Origin of the sequence: Actinoallomurus iriomotensis (assembly GCF_030269445.1) — a bacterium.
Taxonomy (GTDB): domain Bacteria; phylum Actinomycetota; class Actinomycetes; order Streptosporangiales; family Streptosporangiaceae; genus Actinoallomurus; species Actinoallomurus iriomotensis.
Genome location: NZ_BSTJ01000003.1, coordinates 115,392 through 132,885, shown reverse-complemented (window position 1 = coordinate 132,885; position 17,494 = coordinate 115,392). Strand labels below are relative to the sequence as shown.

Genomic DNA, 17,494 nt, shown 5'->3' with positions numbered 1-17,494 from the left:
TTCAGCCGATCGGCCAGGTGTGGACCGGGGCGTTGGTGTGCATGTGCTCGAGGTAGAGCCGCACCATCCGGCGCAGCGCCTCCTGGCGGTCCCCGCCGATCGCGCGCACCGTGCCCGCCTGCCAGGTCGCGCCGTTGCGGCCGGCCAGGCAGCGCTGTTCGATGATGCCGAGCAGCCGGTCCCGTACGACTCCGTCGACGCCCCAGCGCTCGAGACCGGCGGCGGCCTTCGGCAGCAGCACGCGCAGCACCAGGTCCGTCACCCGCACCTCGCCGACGCCGGGCCACACCACCATGGCGTCCATTCCGTACCGCGCGCCGCGGCGCAGGTTGCCGGCCGCGGCGGCGAACGGCATGCGGTTCCAAGGCGGGCGTTCCTCGTCGGCCAGGGCCCGGATGAGACCGTAGTAGAAGGCGCCGTTCGCCATGGTGTCGGCGACGGTGGGCCCGGCGGGCAGCACGCGGTTCTCCACCCGCAGGTGCGGGCGGCCCTGGGCGATGTCGTAGACGGGGCGGTTCCAGCGGTAGATGGTGCCGTTGTGGAGGGTGAGCTCGTTCAGGCCCGGGGCGTCGCCGCGGGCCAGTTCGTCCAGGGGGTCGCCGTCGTCGCAGACGGGCAGCAGGGGAGAGAAGTAACGGCTGTTCTCCTCGAACAGGTCCAGGACCGAGGTGATCCAGCGTTCGCCGAACCACACGCGCGGCCGTACGCCCTGCTCTCTGAGCTCCTTGGCACGGGTGTCGGTGGCCTGCTCGAACAGCGGGATCCGGGTCTCGGCCCACAGCTCACGGCCGAACAGGAACGGTGAGTTCGCGGCGAGGGCGGCCTGGACCCCGGCGATCATCTGCGAGGCGTTCCAGAACGCCCCGAAGTCCTCGGGGGTCACCTGCAGGTGATACTGCACACTCGTGCACGCCGCCTCGGGCGAGATGCTGTCGGCGAGGGTACGGAGCCGTTCGCGGCCGTCGATGTCCAGGCGCAGGGCCTCGCCGCCGCGAGCGGTGATGATCTGCTCGTTCAGCAGCCGGTAACGGGGGTTGGCGGACAGGGTCTCCTCGGTGAGGTCGGTCTCCCGCAGGGTCGGCAGGATGCCGACCAGCATGAGCCGGGCGCCCTGCTGCCGGGCGCGGACGTCGGCGTCGTTCAGCGTGTCGCGCACGCTCTGCTCCAGCGCGCCCAGCGACTTGGCGGCCAGCGGGAACGGCGGGAGGTTCACCTCGATGTCGCACTGGGCGAGCTCGGTCGACCACTGATCGTCGGCGATCGCGTCGAGGACGGCCGCGTTCCGCATCGCCGGCCGTCCTCCGTCATCCACGAGCGCGAGTTCGATCTCCATTCCCATACTGGGTGGTTCGGGCGCGAACCGGGAGTCTCTCAGCATCGCCGCGAACGCCTCCAGGCAGCGCTGCACTTTTTCGCGATAACGCCGCCGGTCTTCGGTGGAGACCGTGATCGCCGCTACGTCCCTGCCCATACGTGCCTCCGGGATGTTGCTCTCACAGTGGCACGAATACCCGTAAATCTCCTAGGTCAAGACGGTGACGATCGCCTGGCGATCCGCCTCCACGGTTTTCGCGAGATTCTTGTGAACGGTGTGGCAGTTCTTCAGCGCGCCGGTAATGGTTTCGGCCTGCCGGGCGAGCCTTTCCTTGTTGTGCTCCGCCTCCTTACGGGCCCGCGACCGATCGGCTCGCAGCTTGATCCAGATTCCGGCGCCGACGAGGATCATCGCGGCCGACACCACGGCCAGCGCCGGGATCCCGGCCGCGATCGTGAGCGCCAGCACCAGGACCCCGGCGATCGCCACTGCCATGCCGAGCCGCTCACCCGTGGGGCTGACCGTGGCGGCCTCGTCGATCGTGGCCTGGGCCTCGGGCAGCGCGGGCGTGCCGTCCAGCCCGACCCGGAGGGGATGGCCGTACACGCGTACGTCCACCGCGTCCGGCGGCGCCGCGGACGCGCGCTCGGCCAGACCCTCGGCGATCGCGCGCAGCCAGCGCGAGCCCACCCTGACCGCGAGCGCGCGCGGGCCCGGCGCCGACCGGGAGAACAGGTCGCCGCGTAGGAGTTCGAGCGTCTCACCGGCGGGGGCGTCCCAGGCCGGCGGCCGCTGCCCGGCGCCCGTCTCGATGATGTCGCGCAGCTCGCGGGCACGGGCCATCAACTCGCGCTCGTCCGGCGCGCCCTCGTCCACCAGGGTGATCAGCAGGCCCACGAAGTCGGCGGCCGGCTCCACGTCGACCGGCTGGAGCGCCTCCTCCACCTTTCTGCGCAGGCCCGCGAGGCTCTCGGCGACGACCGGCGGCTCGGTCAGGCCCGGCACGTTCTGCAGCTCACGCGGCAGTTTCGCCCGGCCCCGGCGGCCGTCGGGCTTGCCGGTGACCGCCTGACGCCAGCGCTCCCGCTCCTGCTCGGCGGCCTCACCGGGCATCTCGTCGATCACCTCGGTGAGCCGCCGCTCGATGTGGGCGGCGCCCGGCGCGCCGAACGCGCCGTCGGCGCAGGCGATCCACAGCTGCCGCTGCACCGCGGTCACCGTCGTGCCGAGAGACGGCAGTGACCGCGACAGCCAGGGCACCGCGTCGACGTACCGGCCGGCCGTCGCCAGGCCGAGCGTGAGGAACAGCGTCGTGCGGTCCTCGTCGAGGGCGATCGCCTCGGCGGTGAACTTCTCCGCCGCCTCGTCGTCGCCGCGCACGAGGGCGGCCAGGCCGTCGGCCGCCGGCCTCAGCCAGTAGCCGGGACACTCATCCAGGTCGAGCGGCGGCGGGTCGCCGGCGCCCTGGGTCAGGCCGGTGAGCAGCCGGCGCGTGCGGTGCCGTACCGCCGACTCCCGGTCGAACATCGCCAGCTCCAGCCGGACGTCCGACAGCTCCACGAACGCGTCGAAGGACTTGGCCAGCCGGCCGAGCCGGCGTTCGAGCGTGCCCTGGACCTCCGACAGCCGCGACTGCAACGCCCGCGACCGGGACGCGGCGTAGCTGTAGGCGGCCTGGACCTCGCCCTGAAGCTTCTCGATCTGGCGGTCCTGCCGCCGGTCGGTCGCCCTGTTCTCCCAGTAACCGGCGTCGTAACCGGCGTCGCTCCACCAGTCGTCGCTCACAACCCCTCCTCCACCGGGCCGGTGAACGAGTCGCTGTGGCTGCCGGTCTGGCCGCTCCGCTCGCGCACGTGCCCTCCTCGCCGCATATCGTCCCGGTTTATGCGACGCAGTGGGGGCTACATGCGTTCCGGAGTGGTAACGCCCAGGAGTTCGAGGCCCTTCGACAGTGTGCGCAGGGTCAGGGCGCACAGCGCCAGCCGCGACGCGCGGGTGTCCTCGTCGGGGGCCTTCAGCACCGGGCAGTTCTCGTAGAAGGTGGTGTAGGCCGAGGCGAGGTCGAACAGGTAGGCGCACAGCCGGTGCGGCTCGGCGGCCTCCCCGGCCGTCTCCAGCGCGGAGCCGAAGCCCAGGAGGTGCAGGGCGAGCGCCCGCTCGGCGTCATGGCCGATCGCGATCGGGCCGATGGCGTCCTCCGGCGCGAGCCCGCCCTTGCGGAAGATCGACCGGATCCGCGCGGTGGCGTACTGCAGGTACGGCCCGGTGTTGCCCCGGAAGGAGATCATCCGGTCGAAGTCGAAGACGTACTCGCTGTCGCGCGCCACGGACAGGTCGGCGTACTTGACCGCGCCGATGCCGACCGCCTCGACCACCTCGCGCCGGGCGACCTCGTCGAACGGCTCCTCGTGCGGCACGTCGTCGAACGCCGCCCCGGCCCGCTCGACGGCCTCGTCGAGCAGCTCGGTCAGCTTGATCGACTTGCCGCTCCGAGTCCGGAAGATCTTGCCGTCGGAGCCGAGGACGTTGCCGATCTGGGCATGCTCGGCCCGTACGCCGTCGGGCAGCCAGCCCGCCATCCGCGCCACCGCGAACAGCATCTGGAAGTGCAGGGACTGCTGGGACCCGACCACGTAGATCATCCGGTCGACGGTCAGCTTGTCCACGCGGTAGCGGATCGTCGCCAGGTCGGAGGTGGAGTAGTTGTAGCCGCCGTCGCTCTTGCGGATGATCACCGGCAGCGGCCCGCCGTCCCGTCCGGTGAACCCGGGCGGGAACACGCACAGCGCGCCGTCGCTGATCGTCGCGATGCCGTCCGCGGCCAGCTCGTCGGCGGTGTCGGCGAGCATGTCGTTGTAGAAGCTCTCGCCGCGGATGTCGTCGTCGGTGAGTGTGACGCCGAGCCGCCCGTAGACCGTGTGGAGGTAGACCTTGGACAGGTCGACGAGCCGCTGCCAGTGCCGCATCGTCTCGGGGTCGCCGGCCTGCAGCCTCACCAGCCGCCGCCGCGCCCGTACCGCGAACTCCTCCTCGGTGTCGTACCGGGCCCGCGCCGACTGGTAGAAGGCGTTCGGGTCGGTCTCGAGCAGCATGCCCTCGTCGGAGTCCTCGCCGACGTCGAGCAGGTGCTCGATGAGCATGCCGTACTGCGTGCCCCAGTCACCGAGGTGGTTGTCCCGGACGACGTTGTGACCGAGGAACTCCAGGACCCGCGCGATCGCGTCACCGACGATCGTGGTGCGCAGGTGACCGACGTGCATCTCCTTGGCGACGTTGGGCGAGGAGTACTCCACGATCGTCGTCTGGGGCGTCGCGGTGGGCTCGACGGACAGCCGCTCGTCGCCGTGCATCAGCTGCGCCCGGCCGGCGATCCATTCGTTCCGCAGCGTCAGGTTGACGAACCCGGGCCCGCTGATCTCCACCTTCTCGCACATGTCGGCGACGTCGAGGCGTTCGACCAGCTCGGCCGCGATGTCGCGAGGTTTGCGGCCCAGCTTCTTGGCCAGCGCGAGAGCGACGTTGGCCTGGAAGTCGGCGAACTGCGACGGCCGGATCGCCGGATCCGCGTCGGGCTCCCCGAAGGCGTGCCCGAGGGCGGCCTGGACGCGAGCGGTGAGAACTTTTTGCGGGTCGGACATGGAGATCCTCAGGAGACAGGCGTACGGCAGCTCACGCTGCGAAGTTTCTCAAAGCCTATCGGCGGAACCGCGCCGGCCCGACCGAATATCCGCCGACCCGCCGGACGCCCCGGAGGACTGTGCCCGTGGCCTGCGTTCCGGATGGCCGGAGACGCCTAGTGTTTTCGCCTCGGCATCGTCGTCGTGTCGAGGGTGATCTCGAAAGGCGCGGGGAGGGACAGCGCGCCGCCGACCGGGATCGGTGTCGCCTGGAGATAGCCCGACTCGTGGATCTCTTCGAGGGTCTCCTGTCTCACGTACAGCTTCCGGGTGGCTACGGACTGTACGCGGACCCTCCGACAGAACTATTCGCGGCGGCCCACGACGGTGAAGGTGATGCCCGCCTTCTGGAGGCGGTCGAGCAGGGCGTCGCCCATCGCCTCGGCCGTCGTGACCTGGCCCGCGGTCTTCGGCAGGTCGTCGTAGGCCAGTGCCATGCCGGTCTCGGCGAGCATCTTCGCGGTCTCCCCGTAGCCCGGGTCGCCGCCCCGTACCCGCGTGACGACCTTTCGCCCGCCGCCCTCGCCCGCGAAGTGGACGTCGAACCAGCTCTTCGCCCGCCGGGCCTCCGACGGGCCCTCGCCGGAACTCAGGCGGCCCCGCAGCCACTCACGCACCGGGGGGATCCGGGCCGCGGTCAGCAGGCCCGCGGCGCCCGCCATCAGGGCCGCCGCGCTCGGCAGCCGCTTCAGCGCGACGAAGTGGCTATAGGAGAAGTCCGGGCCGTACGAATCCAGGGCCGCCGCGGAGCGCCGTACGACGTCGGGGTCGATCGTGGGCAACGGCATGGCCCACGCGCCCAGGCCGGCGTTGTGGTGCGGACGGCCCGGCAGGGCGCGTATCCGGCGCGCCTCCTGCGACGGCTCGGCCCGGAGGCGCCGCCGGTGGGCCTCGGCCATCTGCCGGGCGCGCGACGCCACGGTGATCACCGACTGGTACGTGCCGCCGGAGATCCTGCCGTTCACCCGCACGTAGCCGCTCACGCGCAGCGGCACGCCCGCCGGAAGCTGCCGGACCGTGAAGTAGACGCCCAGGTCGTGCGGGATCGAGTCGAACCCGGCGCAGTGCACGAGCCGCGCGCCCGTCTCCGTCGCCCGGGCGTGGTACTTCAGGTACATCTGGTCGACGAACTCCGGCTCGCCGGTCAGGTCGGCGTAGTCGGTGCCGGCCTCGGCGCAGGCGGCGACGAGCGGCTCGCCGTGATCGAGGTACGGGCCGACCGTGCTGAGGACGACGCGCGACGAGGCGGCGAGTTCGCGCAGGGAGTCCGGGTCGGTCGCGTCGGCCCGCAGCAGCGGCACGTCCACGCCGAGCCGGTCGCGCAGCGCCTCCAGCCGCGACAGGTTCCGTCCGGCCAGCGCCCACCGGGCGTCCGCCGGTAGACGCGAGGCCAGGTAGTCGGCGGTGAGCCCTCCGGTGAACCCGGTTCCGCCCATCAGCACCACGTCGTACGACCGCTCCATCAAAGACCTCCCGGTGGTTACCGGTGAGTTAACCACGAGGAGCGGCGGCGGGTCAGCGGGATTCCTCCCGGCGGGGCAGCCGGTGCGGGCGGTTCGCGGCGATGCGCTCGCCGATCTGCTCCACGATGCGGCTCTGGGCCAGATCGCGGGCGAGCACGCACGCCGCCGCCACGCCGGGGGCGTGCGAGGACCCGTGCGCGATCACGACCGTGCCGTTCAGCCCCAGCAGCACCCCGCCGCCGTACGTCTCGGAGTCCAGGCGATGCCGCAGGTGCCGCAGGCGCCGTCGTTGCAGCAGCGCGCCGAGCTTCGCGGTGCGGCTGGCGGTGAGGGCCTGCCGCATCTCCGCGACGGCGAGGCGTACGGCGCCCTCGATCGTCTTGAGCGCGACGTTGCCGGTGAACCCGTCGGTCACCACGACGTCCACCTTGCCGGTCAGCAGGTCGGAGCCCTCGACGTTCCCGGCGAAGTCCACGCCCTCCACGTCACCGGCGAGCAGCTCGTACGCCCGCCGGGTCAGCTTGTCGCCCTTGCCCGCCTCCTCGCCGATGGTCAGGAGCCCGACGCGCGGCGCCTCGACGCCCAGCCGGACCCGGGCGTACGCCGTGCCGAGCATGGCGAACTGCACGAGCATCTCGGGTTTGGCGTCGGCGGTGGCGCCGGCGTCGAGGAACACGGTCGGCCGCGGCCGGGTCGGCAGGACCACGGCGATCGCGGGACGGGCCACGCCGGGCTGGCCGCGCAGCCGCAGCCGGGACGTCGCGACGACACCGCCGGTCGACCCGGCCGACACCAGCGCGGACGCGTACCCCCGCCGGATCAGCCGGCAGGCCACCGCCACCGACGACCGCGGCCGCCGCAGGCCCGCCAGCGCGCCCTCGTCCATCGCGACGACGTCCTCGGCGTTGACGATCGGGATCTCCCCGAGCGCGTCGTGCGCGGCGAGGATCTGCCGGATTCGGGCGGCCTGGCCGACGAGGATGGGCCGTACGCCGTGCTCGCGCGCGGCGATGATCGTGCCCGCCACCACTTCGCCGGGCGCGTGGTCACCGCCCATCGCGTCCACCACGATGCGCTCGCTGTCGGTGCCGCCCAGGATCCCGGCCGTCTCTGTCATGCGGCTGGGTCCGGTGGCTCGGCGCTGCATGCGCGAAAGTTATCGTGCCCCCCGGCGCGCCGGTTCACCGGTCACGGTCCTGGCAGCCCTGGCCGAGGCACGGGGTACGGACGACCTCCCGGCCGCCGACCTTGATCACGAACTCCTGGCGGGGGTGCGCGGACGCGGCGTCGGAGGCGACCGCGTCCACCCGTACGGGCTCGTCTCGCGTCGTGCGTCCCACGCACTGCACCCGCACGACGGACATCGTGTCGGCCGACAGCGTCCGGCAGCGCATGCCCTTCTTGATCTCGTAGCCCAGGCCGTGCATCTCCTCCGTCGCGCCGCGGGCGGTGGCGTTGCGCAGCGAGCTCTCCGAGACCTTCCGCGCCGGATCGGTGCAGCTCGCGAGGGCGAGGAGGACCAGCAGGAGGGCCACCGCGAACGCCAGAAGTCCCTTCACAGCCGGTCCACCGCCTCGGCGATGACCTCGGGCCGGTCGATCTGCACCAGATGCCCGGTGCGGGGGAGGATGATCTGCCGCCCGTACGGGCTGAGCGCGGCGATGTCGGCGTGGGCCCGCCGCCACTCGCGGCCGTCCCCGCGTACGTCGCCGAGCGCCGTGATCACACACAGCGGGACCTCGGGAAACGGGGCCGACTCGCGGAGCGTGAGCAGGTCGGCGGCGAGCTGGCGGTACGCGGCGTTCTCGGCGAGGAGCGTGCCGAGCACGTGCGCCCGCCCGTAGACGGCGCGGGAGAACTCCGGCGGCGCGACGTCGCCGCGTTCGGTGATCCGCCGCATGACCACACCGCGGATGAGCGGGCCGGCGAACCGGGCCAGGCCGGTCATGCCGATCGCGCGCCCGGCGAGCCCGGCGGCGGGCGCGAGCCGGCTGAGCCGCCACGCGTGCGGCGGCCTGTCCTGCTCGACGCTCGGGTCGACCAGCACCAGGCCCTCGACCAGCTCGGGGTACCGGCGTGCGAATGCCTCCGCGTGGAAGCCCGCGAGCGAGTGCGCCACCACGATCACCGCCTCACCGGTACGGCGGGCGAGCCCGGCGAGACGGTCCGCCTCGGCGCACAGCCCGGCCGGCCGGTGACCGGAGGGCGGGCTGCCGCCCAGACCGGGACGGTCGAAGGCGATGACGCGGTGCCGTTCGCGCAGCAGCTCGGCGACCGGGTTCCAGTCGAACCAGGCGCCGCCGAGCCCGGAGGTCAGCAGCACGGGCGGCGTACCGGTGCCCTCCTCGACCACGTGCAGGCGGTCGTCGCCGACCAGGAGGAGCTCGCCGGGCAGCGGTCCGTTCACGTGCGCGCGGTCCTCTCCCAGGCGCCGTCGTCGGGCCGGTGACGGCGCCCGCGTACGGGCCGCCGGGCGGACTCCGGCCTTTCGCGTACGGGGGCGGCGCCGCCCGGCGGCCGGTCCCGAGCCGTCGGTGCGGGAACGGGGGCGCGGCGGCGGTCGGCGTGGAGCTGGGCGGCGATCACGAACAGCCAGACCGAGATCATCGCGACCTGTACCCGCTCGATCACGCCGAGGAGGACGCCGAAGTACATCAGCGGCAGCGTGGCCACGGCCGTCACGGTCTCCACGACCAGCAACAGCCAGCTCCAGCGGGCGATCACGGGCCAGCGGCGGTGACGGCGGGAGGCGATGGTGAGGGCGACGAGGCTGACGATGCCGGCCGTCACGACGCACACGCTGGTCACGCTGTGGAACTGGTGGGCGAAGGAGACCTTCCCGGCCCGCTCCCGCAGCGCGCACGTCGTGTCGGAGTTGGGCGCGCAGTCCATCGCGAACAGCGAGTCGGCGATCGAGAAGACGCCGAACAGGAACAGCGCCAGCCAGCCGGCCATGGCATAGCCGCGGGGCCGCACCGCCCGCAGCACGGCCACCACCACGATGATCGTCAGCAGGCCGGAGACGAAGTCACCGGCGGAGAACAGGAAGTGGTAGGGCTGGTCGCTGGCGGACAGCTCACTGACGTAGCCGTTGACCGGGTCGAGCCCGGGGTTGAGGAGGAACTGCAGAACCCACGACGCGTACGTGATCCCGGCGATGGCGGCAAGCAGCCACGCGAACACCGGCACCATGCCCGGCTCGCGTGAACCCCCGTACGAGCTCACAGTCACGGCTTAGGCTCCCCCCGCCCAGAGTCCAAGCATAAGGACTCAGGACCGGAGCCGAACGACCGGCCAGCCCTGTGACCTGCCCAGACGCGGGTAGAACCAGCGGACTCCCTGCCGCCCGCCATCCGGGGGTCAAGGACCGCCCGGTCCGGGTGTCAGAAGCCTTCGAAGATCTTGGTGAAGACCCCGGCGTCCTCGTCCAGGCCGCTGCACGTGTCGCGGGAGACGCTCGTGTCGGCGGTGCACGGGTTGTCGCGGGTGACCGTCCACATCGAGAGTCGCCCGAGGGCGTGGTCGGTGGCCCAGGCGAACAGCTGCCCGGCGTCGGCCGGCCGGAACTGCGCGTCCACGCCCGCGACGCCGATGATCGGCGTCACGCCCATGCGCTGCCACGTCTGCGCGTCGCCCAGGTGGTAGAGCCGCGCCAGCTGGCCGTGGGCGGTGGTGGCGGAGGCGGTGATCGACTGGCCCGCGCCGTCCGCCGGGACGAGGTTGACGACCGAGACGCGTACGCCGCCCGCGACGGCCGAGCGCAGCGCGGAGAGCGCGGTCGCCGACAGTCCGGACCGGTGCAGCGGGAGCGTGATCGACAGCGGCAGGTCGTCGCGCTGGATCCGGGCGAGCGCCTGCACGCGGCGCTGCACGGACAGGGTGTCGGACAGCGTGCCGTCGGTGAGGTAGAAGTCGAGCCCCGCCGGGTCGGTGGCGTCCATCGCCTTGCGGTACTGCTTGACCAGGGCGTCCACGCTCTCGCAGCTCTGTGCGAGCTCGGTGCCGTGCGGACCGCCGAAGGACAGGATGACCTTCCCCGGAACGTCCTTGATCCGGTGCACCGCGAACGCGGCGTCGACCGCCGACAGCCCGCCCCAGGCGGCCGAACATCCGCCGCCGGCCGAGACGAACCCCATCGTGTAGGCCTTCGCGTGGGTCTTGGACAGGTCCGGCGGCGGCCAGGACAGCACGTCGGCGTACGGGGCGAAACCGATCCGCGGCCCCGCGGGCGGGGACGGCGCCGCCGACGCGGCCGGCGTGCGGGCGGGCGTCGGCGTGGACGATGCCCCGGCGGTCGAGCGCGGGTGCGATGAGCCGTGGGTGTACGCCCGGCGGACCGCTCCGTCGCTCGTCCTCGGCGCCTGGGCCGCGGTCGTGCCGGAGTCGTCGGTGGCCGCGAACACCACGGCGCCGCCGGTCAGCGGGATCAGCAGACCGGCCGCGACCAGCGCGATCCTCGCCCGGCGGCGGTGCCGGCGTTGCCTCTTGCGGTGTCTACCCACGGTCGCCCCCCGTGGGGCGGTGGTGTCGGAGCGGGAGCACAGTGACTTTCGTGGCGTAGCGGGACTGGGGTTACACAGTATGTCGCAGACCGCTGACCCGGATCGAGCCCGGCAGTGCGTGTCGAGCTGACACTTTTGAGTCGATTGTGACGTTGAGAGATTCAGTGGCCCCTGTGTTCGCGTATCGATAAGCACCTGTACGGGTACCAGATTCGTAAGAAACGGGAGATTCAGGGTTCAATGGGGCGGGGAGCGTGGCGGCGTTGCGACCTGCGGCGCCGTAGTCGATCGATTTCGAAGGAGATGAAACAACCTGCCGGCGAGCGCCCGCACGCCCACCTGGGCGGATGTGGCGCATCGCACGCTTTCCCTCGATGCCAAAGGAGTAACAACACGTGACCTTGGTCAATGACGCGGCGCCGGCCGCTGTGCGAACCACCGGCCGCCGATTCCGCGCCTACACGGCGAAACACCTGGATGAGCTCACCGCCCGCGCCGGGTTGACCGCCGAGCAGCGCCTGGGCACCAGGGCGGTCGCGACGGTTCTGCCGTTCCGCACCAACAGCTACGTCCTCGACGAGCTGATCGACTGGTCCGCTGCACCGGACGATCCGATCTATCGGCTCGTCTTCCCCCAAGAGGACATGCTCCCCGCCGAGGACGTCACGCGGTTGTCCGACCTCATCCGGCGGGACGCGCCCAAGGCGGAGATCGACGCGCTGGCCCACCAGGTGCGGATGAAGCTCAACCCCCATCCCGCGGGCCAGCTGCAGCTCAACATCCCGAGCTTCAACGAAGAGCCGATGCCGGGTGTGCAGCACAAGTACAACGAGACGGTGCTGTTCTTCCCCAAGCAGGGCCAGACGTGTCACGCGTACTGCACGTACTGCTTCCGCTGGGCCCAGTTCGTCGGCGAGCCGGACCTGAAGATGGCGGCCGACGACATCGACCGGCTCAAGCGGTACCTGGGGAGCCACCCAGAGGTCACCAGCATCCTGTTCACCGGCGGCGACCCGATGATCATGGGCGAGCCGGTGCTGCGCCGCTACATCGAGCCTCTTCTCGAGGTCGAGCAGATCGAGTCGATCCGCATCGGCACCAAGGCCCTGGCGTACTGGCCGCAACGCTGGGTGACCGACCCCGACGCCGACGACACGCTCCGCCTGTTCGAGCAGGTGAGCAACGCCGGCAAGAACCTGGCGTTCATGGCCCACTTCACGCACCCGCGGGAGCTGGAGCCGGCGATGGTCTCCGAGGCGGTCCGCCGGATCCGCGACACCGGGGCCGTCATCCGCACGCAGGCGCCACTGATCCGTACGATCAACGACTCGCCCGAGCTCTGGGAGAGCATGTGGCGGCGCCAGCTCCGGATGGGCATGGTGCCGTACTACATGTTCATCGAACGGGACACGGGCCCGCAGGACTACTTCGCGGTGACGCTCGAGCGCGCCTACGAGGTGTTCCGTGACGCCTACAAGAACGTCTCCGGCCTCTGCCGTACGGTCCGAGGCCCGTCCATGTCCGCCACTCCGGGCAAGGTCTGCGTCGACGGCGTCGTCGAGGTCGGCGGAGAGAAGCTGTTCCTGCTGCACTTCATCCAGTGCCGCGACCCGGAGTTCGTCAACAAGCCGTTCTTCGCCAAGTACGATCCCGCGGCCAAGTGGCTGACGGACCTCAGGCCGGCGTTCGGCGCCGAGCGGTTCCCGTTCGAGGGAATCGTCCCAGGTGGAGACACCAGCGCACACGATGTGGCAGCGACCGGTCCGTCGATCTGACCGGTCTCACCGCACGCGGCATCGGATCGGGAGCCCCGACCGATAGCGGAAGCGAAGCGGAACGATGGCGCCGCCGTCCATCATGAGATGGCCTGGGCCGGTGTGTGAACGGCGGCCCAGGTCCAGATGTGACGACGGCCGGCGTCTCCGGGGGTCCGGAGGTGACCAACGGGGCTGGGGACCCGGTCGTGCGGGTCACATGGGTCCCGGGGGGTGCGCCGCCGGGGCTTGGTTTCGGGGCCGTGCCGAACAGGTACGGCCCCGGAAACCTTTCCGGGGCCGGTGCCCTCCGACAGAGCCTGTCCGGGCTTGTACGGCGGTGTGGGCGCGCCCGCCCACACCGCCCGTGGGTCAGCTCTCGTACTCCGGGACGACCTGGGCGCGGGCCAGGCTGTGGGCGGTGATGTTGAAGCCCACCACCGCCGGGGCGGTGTCGGCGGGGAGCCCCAGGGACTCGGTGTCCAGGGCGTGCACCGTGAAGACGTAGCGGTGCGGGGCGCCCGGAGGCGGAGCCGCGCCGCCGAACTCCTTGTTGCCGTAGTCGTTGCGCGCGTGCACGGCGCCCTGCGGCAGGCCCTTGAAGTCGCCGCCGCCCGCGCCGGCCGGGAGCTCGGTCACCGACGCCGGGATGTCGAACAGGACCCAGTGCCAGAAGCCGCTGCCCGTCGGCGCGTCGGGGTCGAAGCAGGTGACGGCGAAGCTCTTGGTCTCGGCCGGGAAACCCGACCAGCTCAGGTGCGGCGAGATGTTGTCGCCGCTGAAGCCCCAGTCGTTGAAGACCTGGGCGTTGGACAGACGCTCGCCGTCCGCGACGTCGTCGCTGGTCACCGAGAAGGACTCGACCGGGGGGAGAAAGTCGTGCGGAAGGGGCGGCCTGCCGACCATGGCAACCTCCTGGGATCGCGGTTGGTACGCGTCCGGCCCCCTGCACGCGGGCCGGGTGACCCGGTCGGCCGGACGCTCACCTCAGTCCTATCAGGACCGTACGTGCAGCCGTCGAAGGTCGCCCCCCGGACGCCAGGAATAGATCTTCGGGTCGTCCTCATCGCCGCCGAAGAGGGCGTACGCGACCTCTTCCACGTGGATCGAGAAGACGTGGAACTCGTCGTCGGCCGGCCGCCAGCCGATCTCCTGCTCCGTCACCTGGCAGTGCCGCTCGCGGCGTGTGGGATCGGTCACGTGCTCGGCCGTGCCGTACAGCTTGAAGTCGCCCTCGGTGCCGTCCTTGTCGGAGGTGGCGCTGTGCACGGTGCACCGCGGGTCGCGGAGCAGGTCAAGGGCCTTCAACGACTGCCACATCATGCCGAGCTGCAACTCGCCGTCGACGAACCTGGGCTCGACCGGGGTGATGCGCGGCCAGCCGTTCGCCCGCAACGTGCCGACGAGCGCCAGCCCGCCGGCCCGGAACCGGGCCTCGCCCAGCGCCGCGAGCTCCGGTGCCTTCGCCTCGAACTCCGCCCATGTCGTCATGCCGCGCACCGTACGCCCGGCCACCGACACTTTCGGGCGGCGGCTCACTGCTCGCCGGGCGCCGCGAGGAGGGACTCGGCGGCGGCGGTGCGGGCGTACAGCACCGAGTGCCCGGCGCGGTGGGCGCTGACCAGGCCCGCGTCGCGCAGTGCCGTGAGGCACCGGGAGACCCCGGCGGGCGACAGGCCCGTACGCCGGGCGAGCTCCGTCGTGGAGGCCGGGGCCTCCAGCTCCGTCAGCAGGAGGGTCCGCGACCGGCCGAGTACGGCGGCGAGAGCGGCGGTCCCGGTCACGGGCCGCGGCCGCCACAGCGTGCCGGTGCCGCGCGCGGGATAGGCCAGCTGCGGCGGATCCGGCGGCGCCACGCGGGTGAACAGGTCGGGTCCGGTGAAGACCGACGGGATCAGCAGCAGCCCCGGGCCCGCCGCGGTCCGGGACAGGGGCCGCTGCCGGCGGGCCAGCCGCAGCGCGTCTTCTGTCCAGCTCACCGAGGGGTGCAGATGGGCCAGGAGGTGACCCGCGCCGTGCTCGGCGACCTGGCGGGCGCGGTGGAAGACGTCCGCGTCGAGCACCGAACGGATCCGGGACCAGTACGGGGCCAGCGCCAGCTCCCAGTAGGCCTCGATCTCCTCGGCGACCCGGGGCAGCTGGGCCGGCGGGTCGGCGTACAGCCGGCTCAGCCGGGGACCGAGACGGCCTTGCTCGCGCCCCAGCCGGTCCAGGTCGTCGCGTACGCGGGCGGCCGGAGCGGTCTGGATCCGGGCTAGCTCGTCCGCCAGGGTGGGGGCCGGCCCGGCCGGCGCCGGGTTGATGAAGTCGGGAACGTACCCGCGCGGCGGGATCAGCTCGGCGAGCCATCCCCGGTCCAGGCCCGCGCTCGCCAGCCGCGGCCGCGGGGACCTGGGCCCTCGGCGACCTGCGGGTCAACCGGATCGGATTCGGCGCGATGCGGCTGCCCCAGACCGGAGAGGCGTTCGCGGCCGACGCCGCGCCCCGCGACCGCGATGAGGCGATCGGGGTCCTGCGCCGCGCCGTCGAACTCGGGGTGAACCACATCGACACCGCCGCGTTCTACTTCTCCTCGCTGCGCTCCGCCAACGAGCTGATCAACCGGGCGCTGGCCCCCTACCCGGACGACCTGGTGATCGCCACCAAGGTGGGGCCGGGCCGCGACCCTTCGGGCGCCTGGCTGCCCCACGCCGGCCCCGCGCGGCTGCGCGGCCAGGTCGAGGAGAACCTGCGCCAGCTCGGCCGCGACCACCTCGACCTGGTCAACCTGCGCATCCTCGGGACCGGCTCGATCGCCGAGCGCTTCGGCGCACTGGCAGAGCTCCGGGAGGCCGGGCTCATCCGCCACCTGGGCCTGTCGAACGTCCGGCCGCACCACCTCGCCGAGGCCCGGGCCATCGCGCCGGTGGTCTGCGTGCAGAACATGTACGGCGTCGGCGTGCGCCCCGAACAGGACGAGTTCGTTCGCGTCTGCGAGGAGCAGGGCGTCGCCTTCGTGCCGTTCTACGCGATCGCCGGCACTGGAGGGCAGGCGGGCGTGCGCGGGACCGACGCCGACGAGGTGCTCGCCGTCGCGCGGGCGCACGGGGTGAGCGCGGCGCAGGTGCGGGTGGCGTGGGCGCTGCACCGCGGACCGCACGTGCTGGTCATCCCCGGCACCGGCGACCGCGAGCACCTGGCCGCCAACGTGGCCGCGGGCGCGCTGCGCCTCTCCGAGGAGGAACTGCACCTCCTGGACGCCTTCCACCGGCGCGAGGTGTGAGCGGAACGCCGTTGTCTCGCATCTCAGACATTTCGCCGGGAACGACTCTTGCGGGACGCCCGATGCGAGCGTGAGAGTGCGCGCATGACGAAACAGCAGGTCGGCGGCGGTACCCAGAGTGCCGGACAGGGTGCGGCCCTCGGGGTCGAGCAGCGGTCGATCGACTTCGTGCCGCCCGAAGAGCGGCATGGGTCGGTGTGGAGGCTGTTCACCGTGTGGTTCGGCGCGAACATGCAGGTCACCACCGCGGTGACGGGAGCGCTCGGCGTGGTGCTCGGCCTCCCGCTGCCCTGGGCGCTCGTCGCCCTGGTCGTCGGCAACCTGCTCGGCGCGATCTTCATGGCCCTTCACTCCGCCCAGGGCCCGAAGCTCGGCATCCCGCAGATGATCCAGAGCCGCGCGCAGTTCGGGTTCTACGGGGCGATCCTGCCGCTGCTGCTCGTCGTCCTCATGTACGTCGGCTTCTTCGCCACCAGCGCGGTGCTGGGCGGCGCGGCGCTGGCCGACTGGTGGGGGATCGGCCGGACGCCCGCCACGATCGTCGTGTCGGCGGTGTGCACGGTGCTCGCCGCCTACGGGTACCGGCTGATCCACCAGTACGAGCAGTGGGTCAGCCTCATCGCCGCGGTGGGCTTCCTCTACCTGACGTACCACCTGCTGACCGGGCACCACGTGGGCCGGGTCTGGCACTCCGGGCACGTCGGCGCGGGCACGTTCCTGCTCGTGGTGGCGATCGCCGCGACCTGGCAGATCACCTACGCGCCGTACGTCGCCGACTACTCCCGTTACCTGCCGGAGGACACGTCGGTCCGGGCGGCGTTCTGGTGGACCTACGGCGGGAGCGTGCTCGGCACCGTCTGGATGATGGCGTTCGGCAGCGTCTGCGCCGCGGTGGCGGCCAAGTCCTTCGAGGGCGGCTCCGTGTCGTTCGTCGTCGGCCTCGCCGAGCCGCACTGGGCGTTCTCACTGATCATCGTGCTCGGCATCGTCGCGGTGAACGTGCTGAACCTCTACGGCATGTTCATGTCGGCGACCACCACGCTGACCGCGCTGCGCCCGATGCGGATGAACGCCGGCGTGCGGCTGGTCTTCGTGCTGCTCGCCGCCGTCGTGGGCACGGTCGTCGCGCTGGCCGCGAGCGCGGACTTCCTGCACAACTTCGAGAACTTCATCCTGTTCCTGGCGTACTTCCTCATCCCGTGGACGGCGATCAACCTGATCGACTTCTACTTCGTCCGCAAGGAGCGGTACGACATCGACGCGATCTTCCGGCCCGACGGCGTGTACGGCGGGTTCAACTGGCGCACCATCGGTGCGTACGTGATCGGCGTCCTGGTCGAGGTCCCATTCGTCAGTTCGACGTTCTTCACCGGGCCGTTCGTGAAGCACCTCGGCGGCGCCGACATCTCCTGGATCATCGGCCTGATCGTCGCCTCGGCCCTGTACTACGTGTGGATGGCCCCGGTGGCCCGCCGGGTCGCCGACGCGAGCCCGCGCGGGGCGGAGACCTGACCGGGCCGA

General features: G+C 71.7%; 16 protein-coding genes. 3 read left to right on the top strand and 13 right to left on the bottom strand.

All coding sequences use genetic code 11. From position 1 onward, the window contains the following. Window position 1: 1 nt before the first annotated feature. From QSK37_RS13615 to QSK37_RS13570, 10 genes are all read right to left on the bottom strand, one after another. Window positions 2-1,471, bottom strand: a complete 1,470-nt coding sequence (locus QSK37_RS13615; RefSeq protein WP_285620288.1) for a glutamate-cysteine ligase family protein — start codon at window positions 1,469-1,471, stop codon at window positions 2-4. 51 nt (window positions 1,472-1,522) lie between these two features. Continuing rightward, window positions 1,523-3,100 carry a hypothetical protein gene (locus tag QSK37_RS13610; protein WP_285620287.1) on the bottom strand — a complete coding sequence of 526 codons (1,578 nt, stop codon included), beginning with the start codon at window positions 3,098-3,100 and terminating at the stop codon, window positions 1,523-1,525. 116 nt (window positions 3,101-3,216) lie between these two features. After that, complete coding sequence (argS, locus tag QSK37_RS13605) at window positions 3,217-4,953, bottom strand: arginine--tRNA ligase (protein WP_285620285.1); 1,737 nt, start codon at window positions 4,951-4,953, stop codon at window positions 3,217-3,219. A 155-nt stretch (window positions 4,954-5,108) separates the two neighbouring features. Further along, window positions 5,109-5,249 (bottom strand): hypothetical protein, encoded by a 141-nt coding sequence (locus QSK37_RS13600; protein WP_285620282.1) that lies wholly within the window; start codon window positions 5,247-5,249, stop codon window positions 5,109-5,111. Window positions 5,250-5,297: 48 nt separating this feature from the next. After that, complete coding sequence (locus QSK37_RS13595; RefSeq protein ID WP_285620280.1) at window positions 5,298-6,455, bottom strand: saccharopine dehydrogenase family protein; 1,158 nt, start codon at window positions 6,453-6,455, stop codon at window positions 5,298-5,300. A gap of 52 nt (window positions 6,456-6,507) precedes the next feature. Further along, window positions 6,508-7,572, bottom strand: coding sequence for a phosphate acyltransferase PlsX (gene plsX / locus QSK37_RS13590; protein WP_285620278.1), 1,065 nt, complete (start codon window positions 7,570-7,572; stop codon window positions 6,508-6,510). A gap of 64 nt (window positions 7,573-7,636) precedes the next feature. Continuing rightward, window positions 7,637-8,014 (bottom strand): hypothetical protein, encoded by a 378-nt coding sequence (locus QSK37_RS13585; RefSeq protein WP_285568600.1) that lies wholly within the window; start codon window positions 8,012-8,014, stop codon window positions 7,637-7,639. Then, on the bottom strand, window positions 8,011-8,862 hold the full coding sequence (locus QSK37_RS13580; RefSeq protein ID WP_285620276.1) for an alpha/beta fold hydrolase: 852 nt from the start codon (window positions 8,860-8,862) through the stop codon (window positions 8,011-8,013). The genes QSK37_RS13585 and QSK37_RS13580 overlap by 4 nt, the downstream gene beginning before the upstream one ends. Further along, window positions 8,859-9,686 carry a DUF998 domain-containing protein gene (locus tag QSK37_RS13575; RefSeq protein WP_285620274.1) on the bottom strand — a complete coding sequence of 276 codons (828 nt, stop codon included), beginning with the start codon at window positions 9,684-9,686 and terminating at the stop codon, window positions 8,859-8,861. Before QSK37_RS13575 ends, QSK37_RS13580 begins: the two co-directional genes overlap by 4 nt. Window positions 9,687-9,838: 152 nt before the next feature. After that, window positions 9,839-10,957 (bottom strand): glycoside hydrolase family 18 protein, encoded by a 1,119-nt coding sequence (locus tag QSK37_RS13570; protein ID WP_285620272.1) that lies wholly within the window; start codon window positions 10,955-10,957, stop codon window positions 9,839-9,841. A 395-nt stretch (window positions 10,958-11,352) separates the two neighbouring features. Between QSK37_RS13570 and QSK37_RS13565 the strand changes: the two genes are divergently transcribed. Further along, window positions 11,353-12,732, top strand: a complete 1,380-nt coding sequence (locus tag QSK37_RS13565; RefSeq protein WP_285620270.1) for a KamA family radical SAM protein — start codon at window positions 11,353-11,355, stop codon at window positions 12,730-12,732. A 351-nt stretch (window positions 12,733-13,083) separates the two neighbouring features. Here QSK37_RS13565 and QSK37_RS13560 read toward each other — a convergent pair whose 3' ends face one another. From QSK37_RS13560 to QSK37_RS13550, 3 genes are all read right to left on the bottom strand, one after another. Next, window positions 13,084-13,617 carry a YbhB/YbcL family Raf kinase inhibitor-like protein gene (locus QSK37_RS13560; RefSeq protein WP_285620268.1) on the bottom strand — a complete coding sequence of 178 codons (534 nt, stop codon included), beginning with the start codon at window positions 13,615-13,617 and terminating at the stop codon, window positions 13,084-13,086. Window positions 13,618-13,707: 90 nt separating this feature from the next. Then, window positions 13,708-14,202: a pyridoxamine 5'-phosphate oxidase family protein gene (locus tag QSK37_RS13555; protein ID WP_285620266.1), complete on the bottom strand. Its 495-nt coding sequence runs from the start codon at window positions 14,200-14,202 to the stop codon at window positions 13,708-13,710. A 44-nt stretch (window positions 14,203-14,246) separates the two neighbouring features. Next, complete coding sequence (locus tag QSK37_RS13550) at window positions 14,247-14,828, bottom strand: ArsR/SmtB family transcription factor (RefSeq protein WP_285621990.1); 582 nt, start codon at window positions 14,826-14,828, stop codon at window positions 14,247-14,249. A 230-nt stretch (window positions 14,829-15,058) separates the two neighbouring features. Between QSK37_RS13550 and QSK37_RS13545 the strand changes: the two genes are divergently transcribed. Both QSK37_RS13545 and QSK37_RS13540 read left to right on the top strand, forming a co-directional pair. Continuing rightward, the gene (locus tag QSK37_RS13545) at window positions 15,059-15,973 is read left to right on the top strand and encodes an oxidoreductase (protein ID WP_285621987.1); all 915 of its coding nucleotides are present in this window, start codon (window positions 15,059-15,061) and stop codon (window positions 15,971-15,973) included. An 84-nt stretch (window positions 15,974-16,057) separates the two neighbouring features. Then, complete coding sequence (locus tag QSK37_RS13540; RefSeq protein ID WP_285620264.1) at window positions 16,058-17,485, top strand: purine-cytosine permease family protein; 1,428 nt, start codon at window positions 16,058-16,060, stop codon at window positions 17,483-17,485. The last annotated feature ends 9 nt before the right edge of the window (window positions 17,486-17,494 follow it).

Coding starts and splice junctions, on each gene's coding strand:
- argS (WP_285620285.1), bottom strand. CDS start 4,953: ATGTCCGACCCGCAAAAAGTTCTCACCGCTCGCGTCCAGGCCGCCCTC.
- QSK37_RS13560 (WP_285620268.1), bottom strand. CDS start 13,617: ATGGTCGGCAGGCCGCCCCTTCCGCACGACTTTCTCCCCCCGGTCGAG.
- QSK37_RS13615 (WP_285620288.1), bottom strand. CDS start 1,471: ATGGGCAGGGACGTAGCGGCGATCACGGTCTCCACCGAAGACCGGCGG.
- QSK37_RS13540 (WP_285620264.1), top strand. CDS start 16,058: ATGACGAAACAGCAGGTCGGCGGCGGTACCCAGAGTGCCGGACAGGGT.
- QSK37_RS13595 (WP_285620280.1), bottom strand. CDS start 6,455: ATGGAGCGGTCGTACGACGTGGTGCTGATGGGCGGAACCGGGTTCACC.
- QSK37_RS13555 (WP_285620266.1), bottom strand. CDS start 14,202: ATGACGACATGGGCGGAGTTCGAGGCGAAGGCACCGGAGCTCGCGGCG.
- plsX (WP_285620278.1), bottom strand. CDS start 7,572: ATGACAGAGACGGCCGGGATCCTGGGCGGCACCGACAGCGAGCGCATC.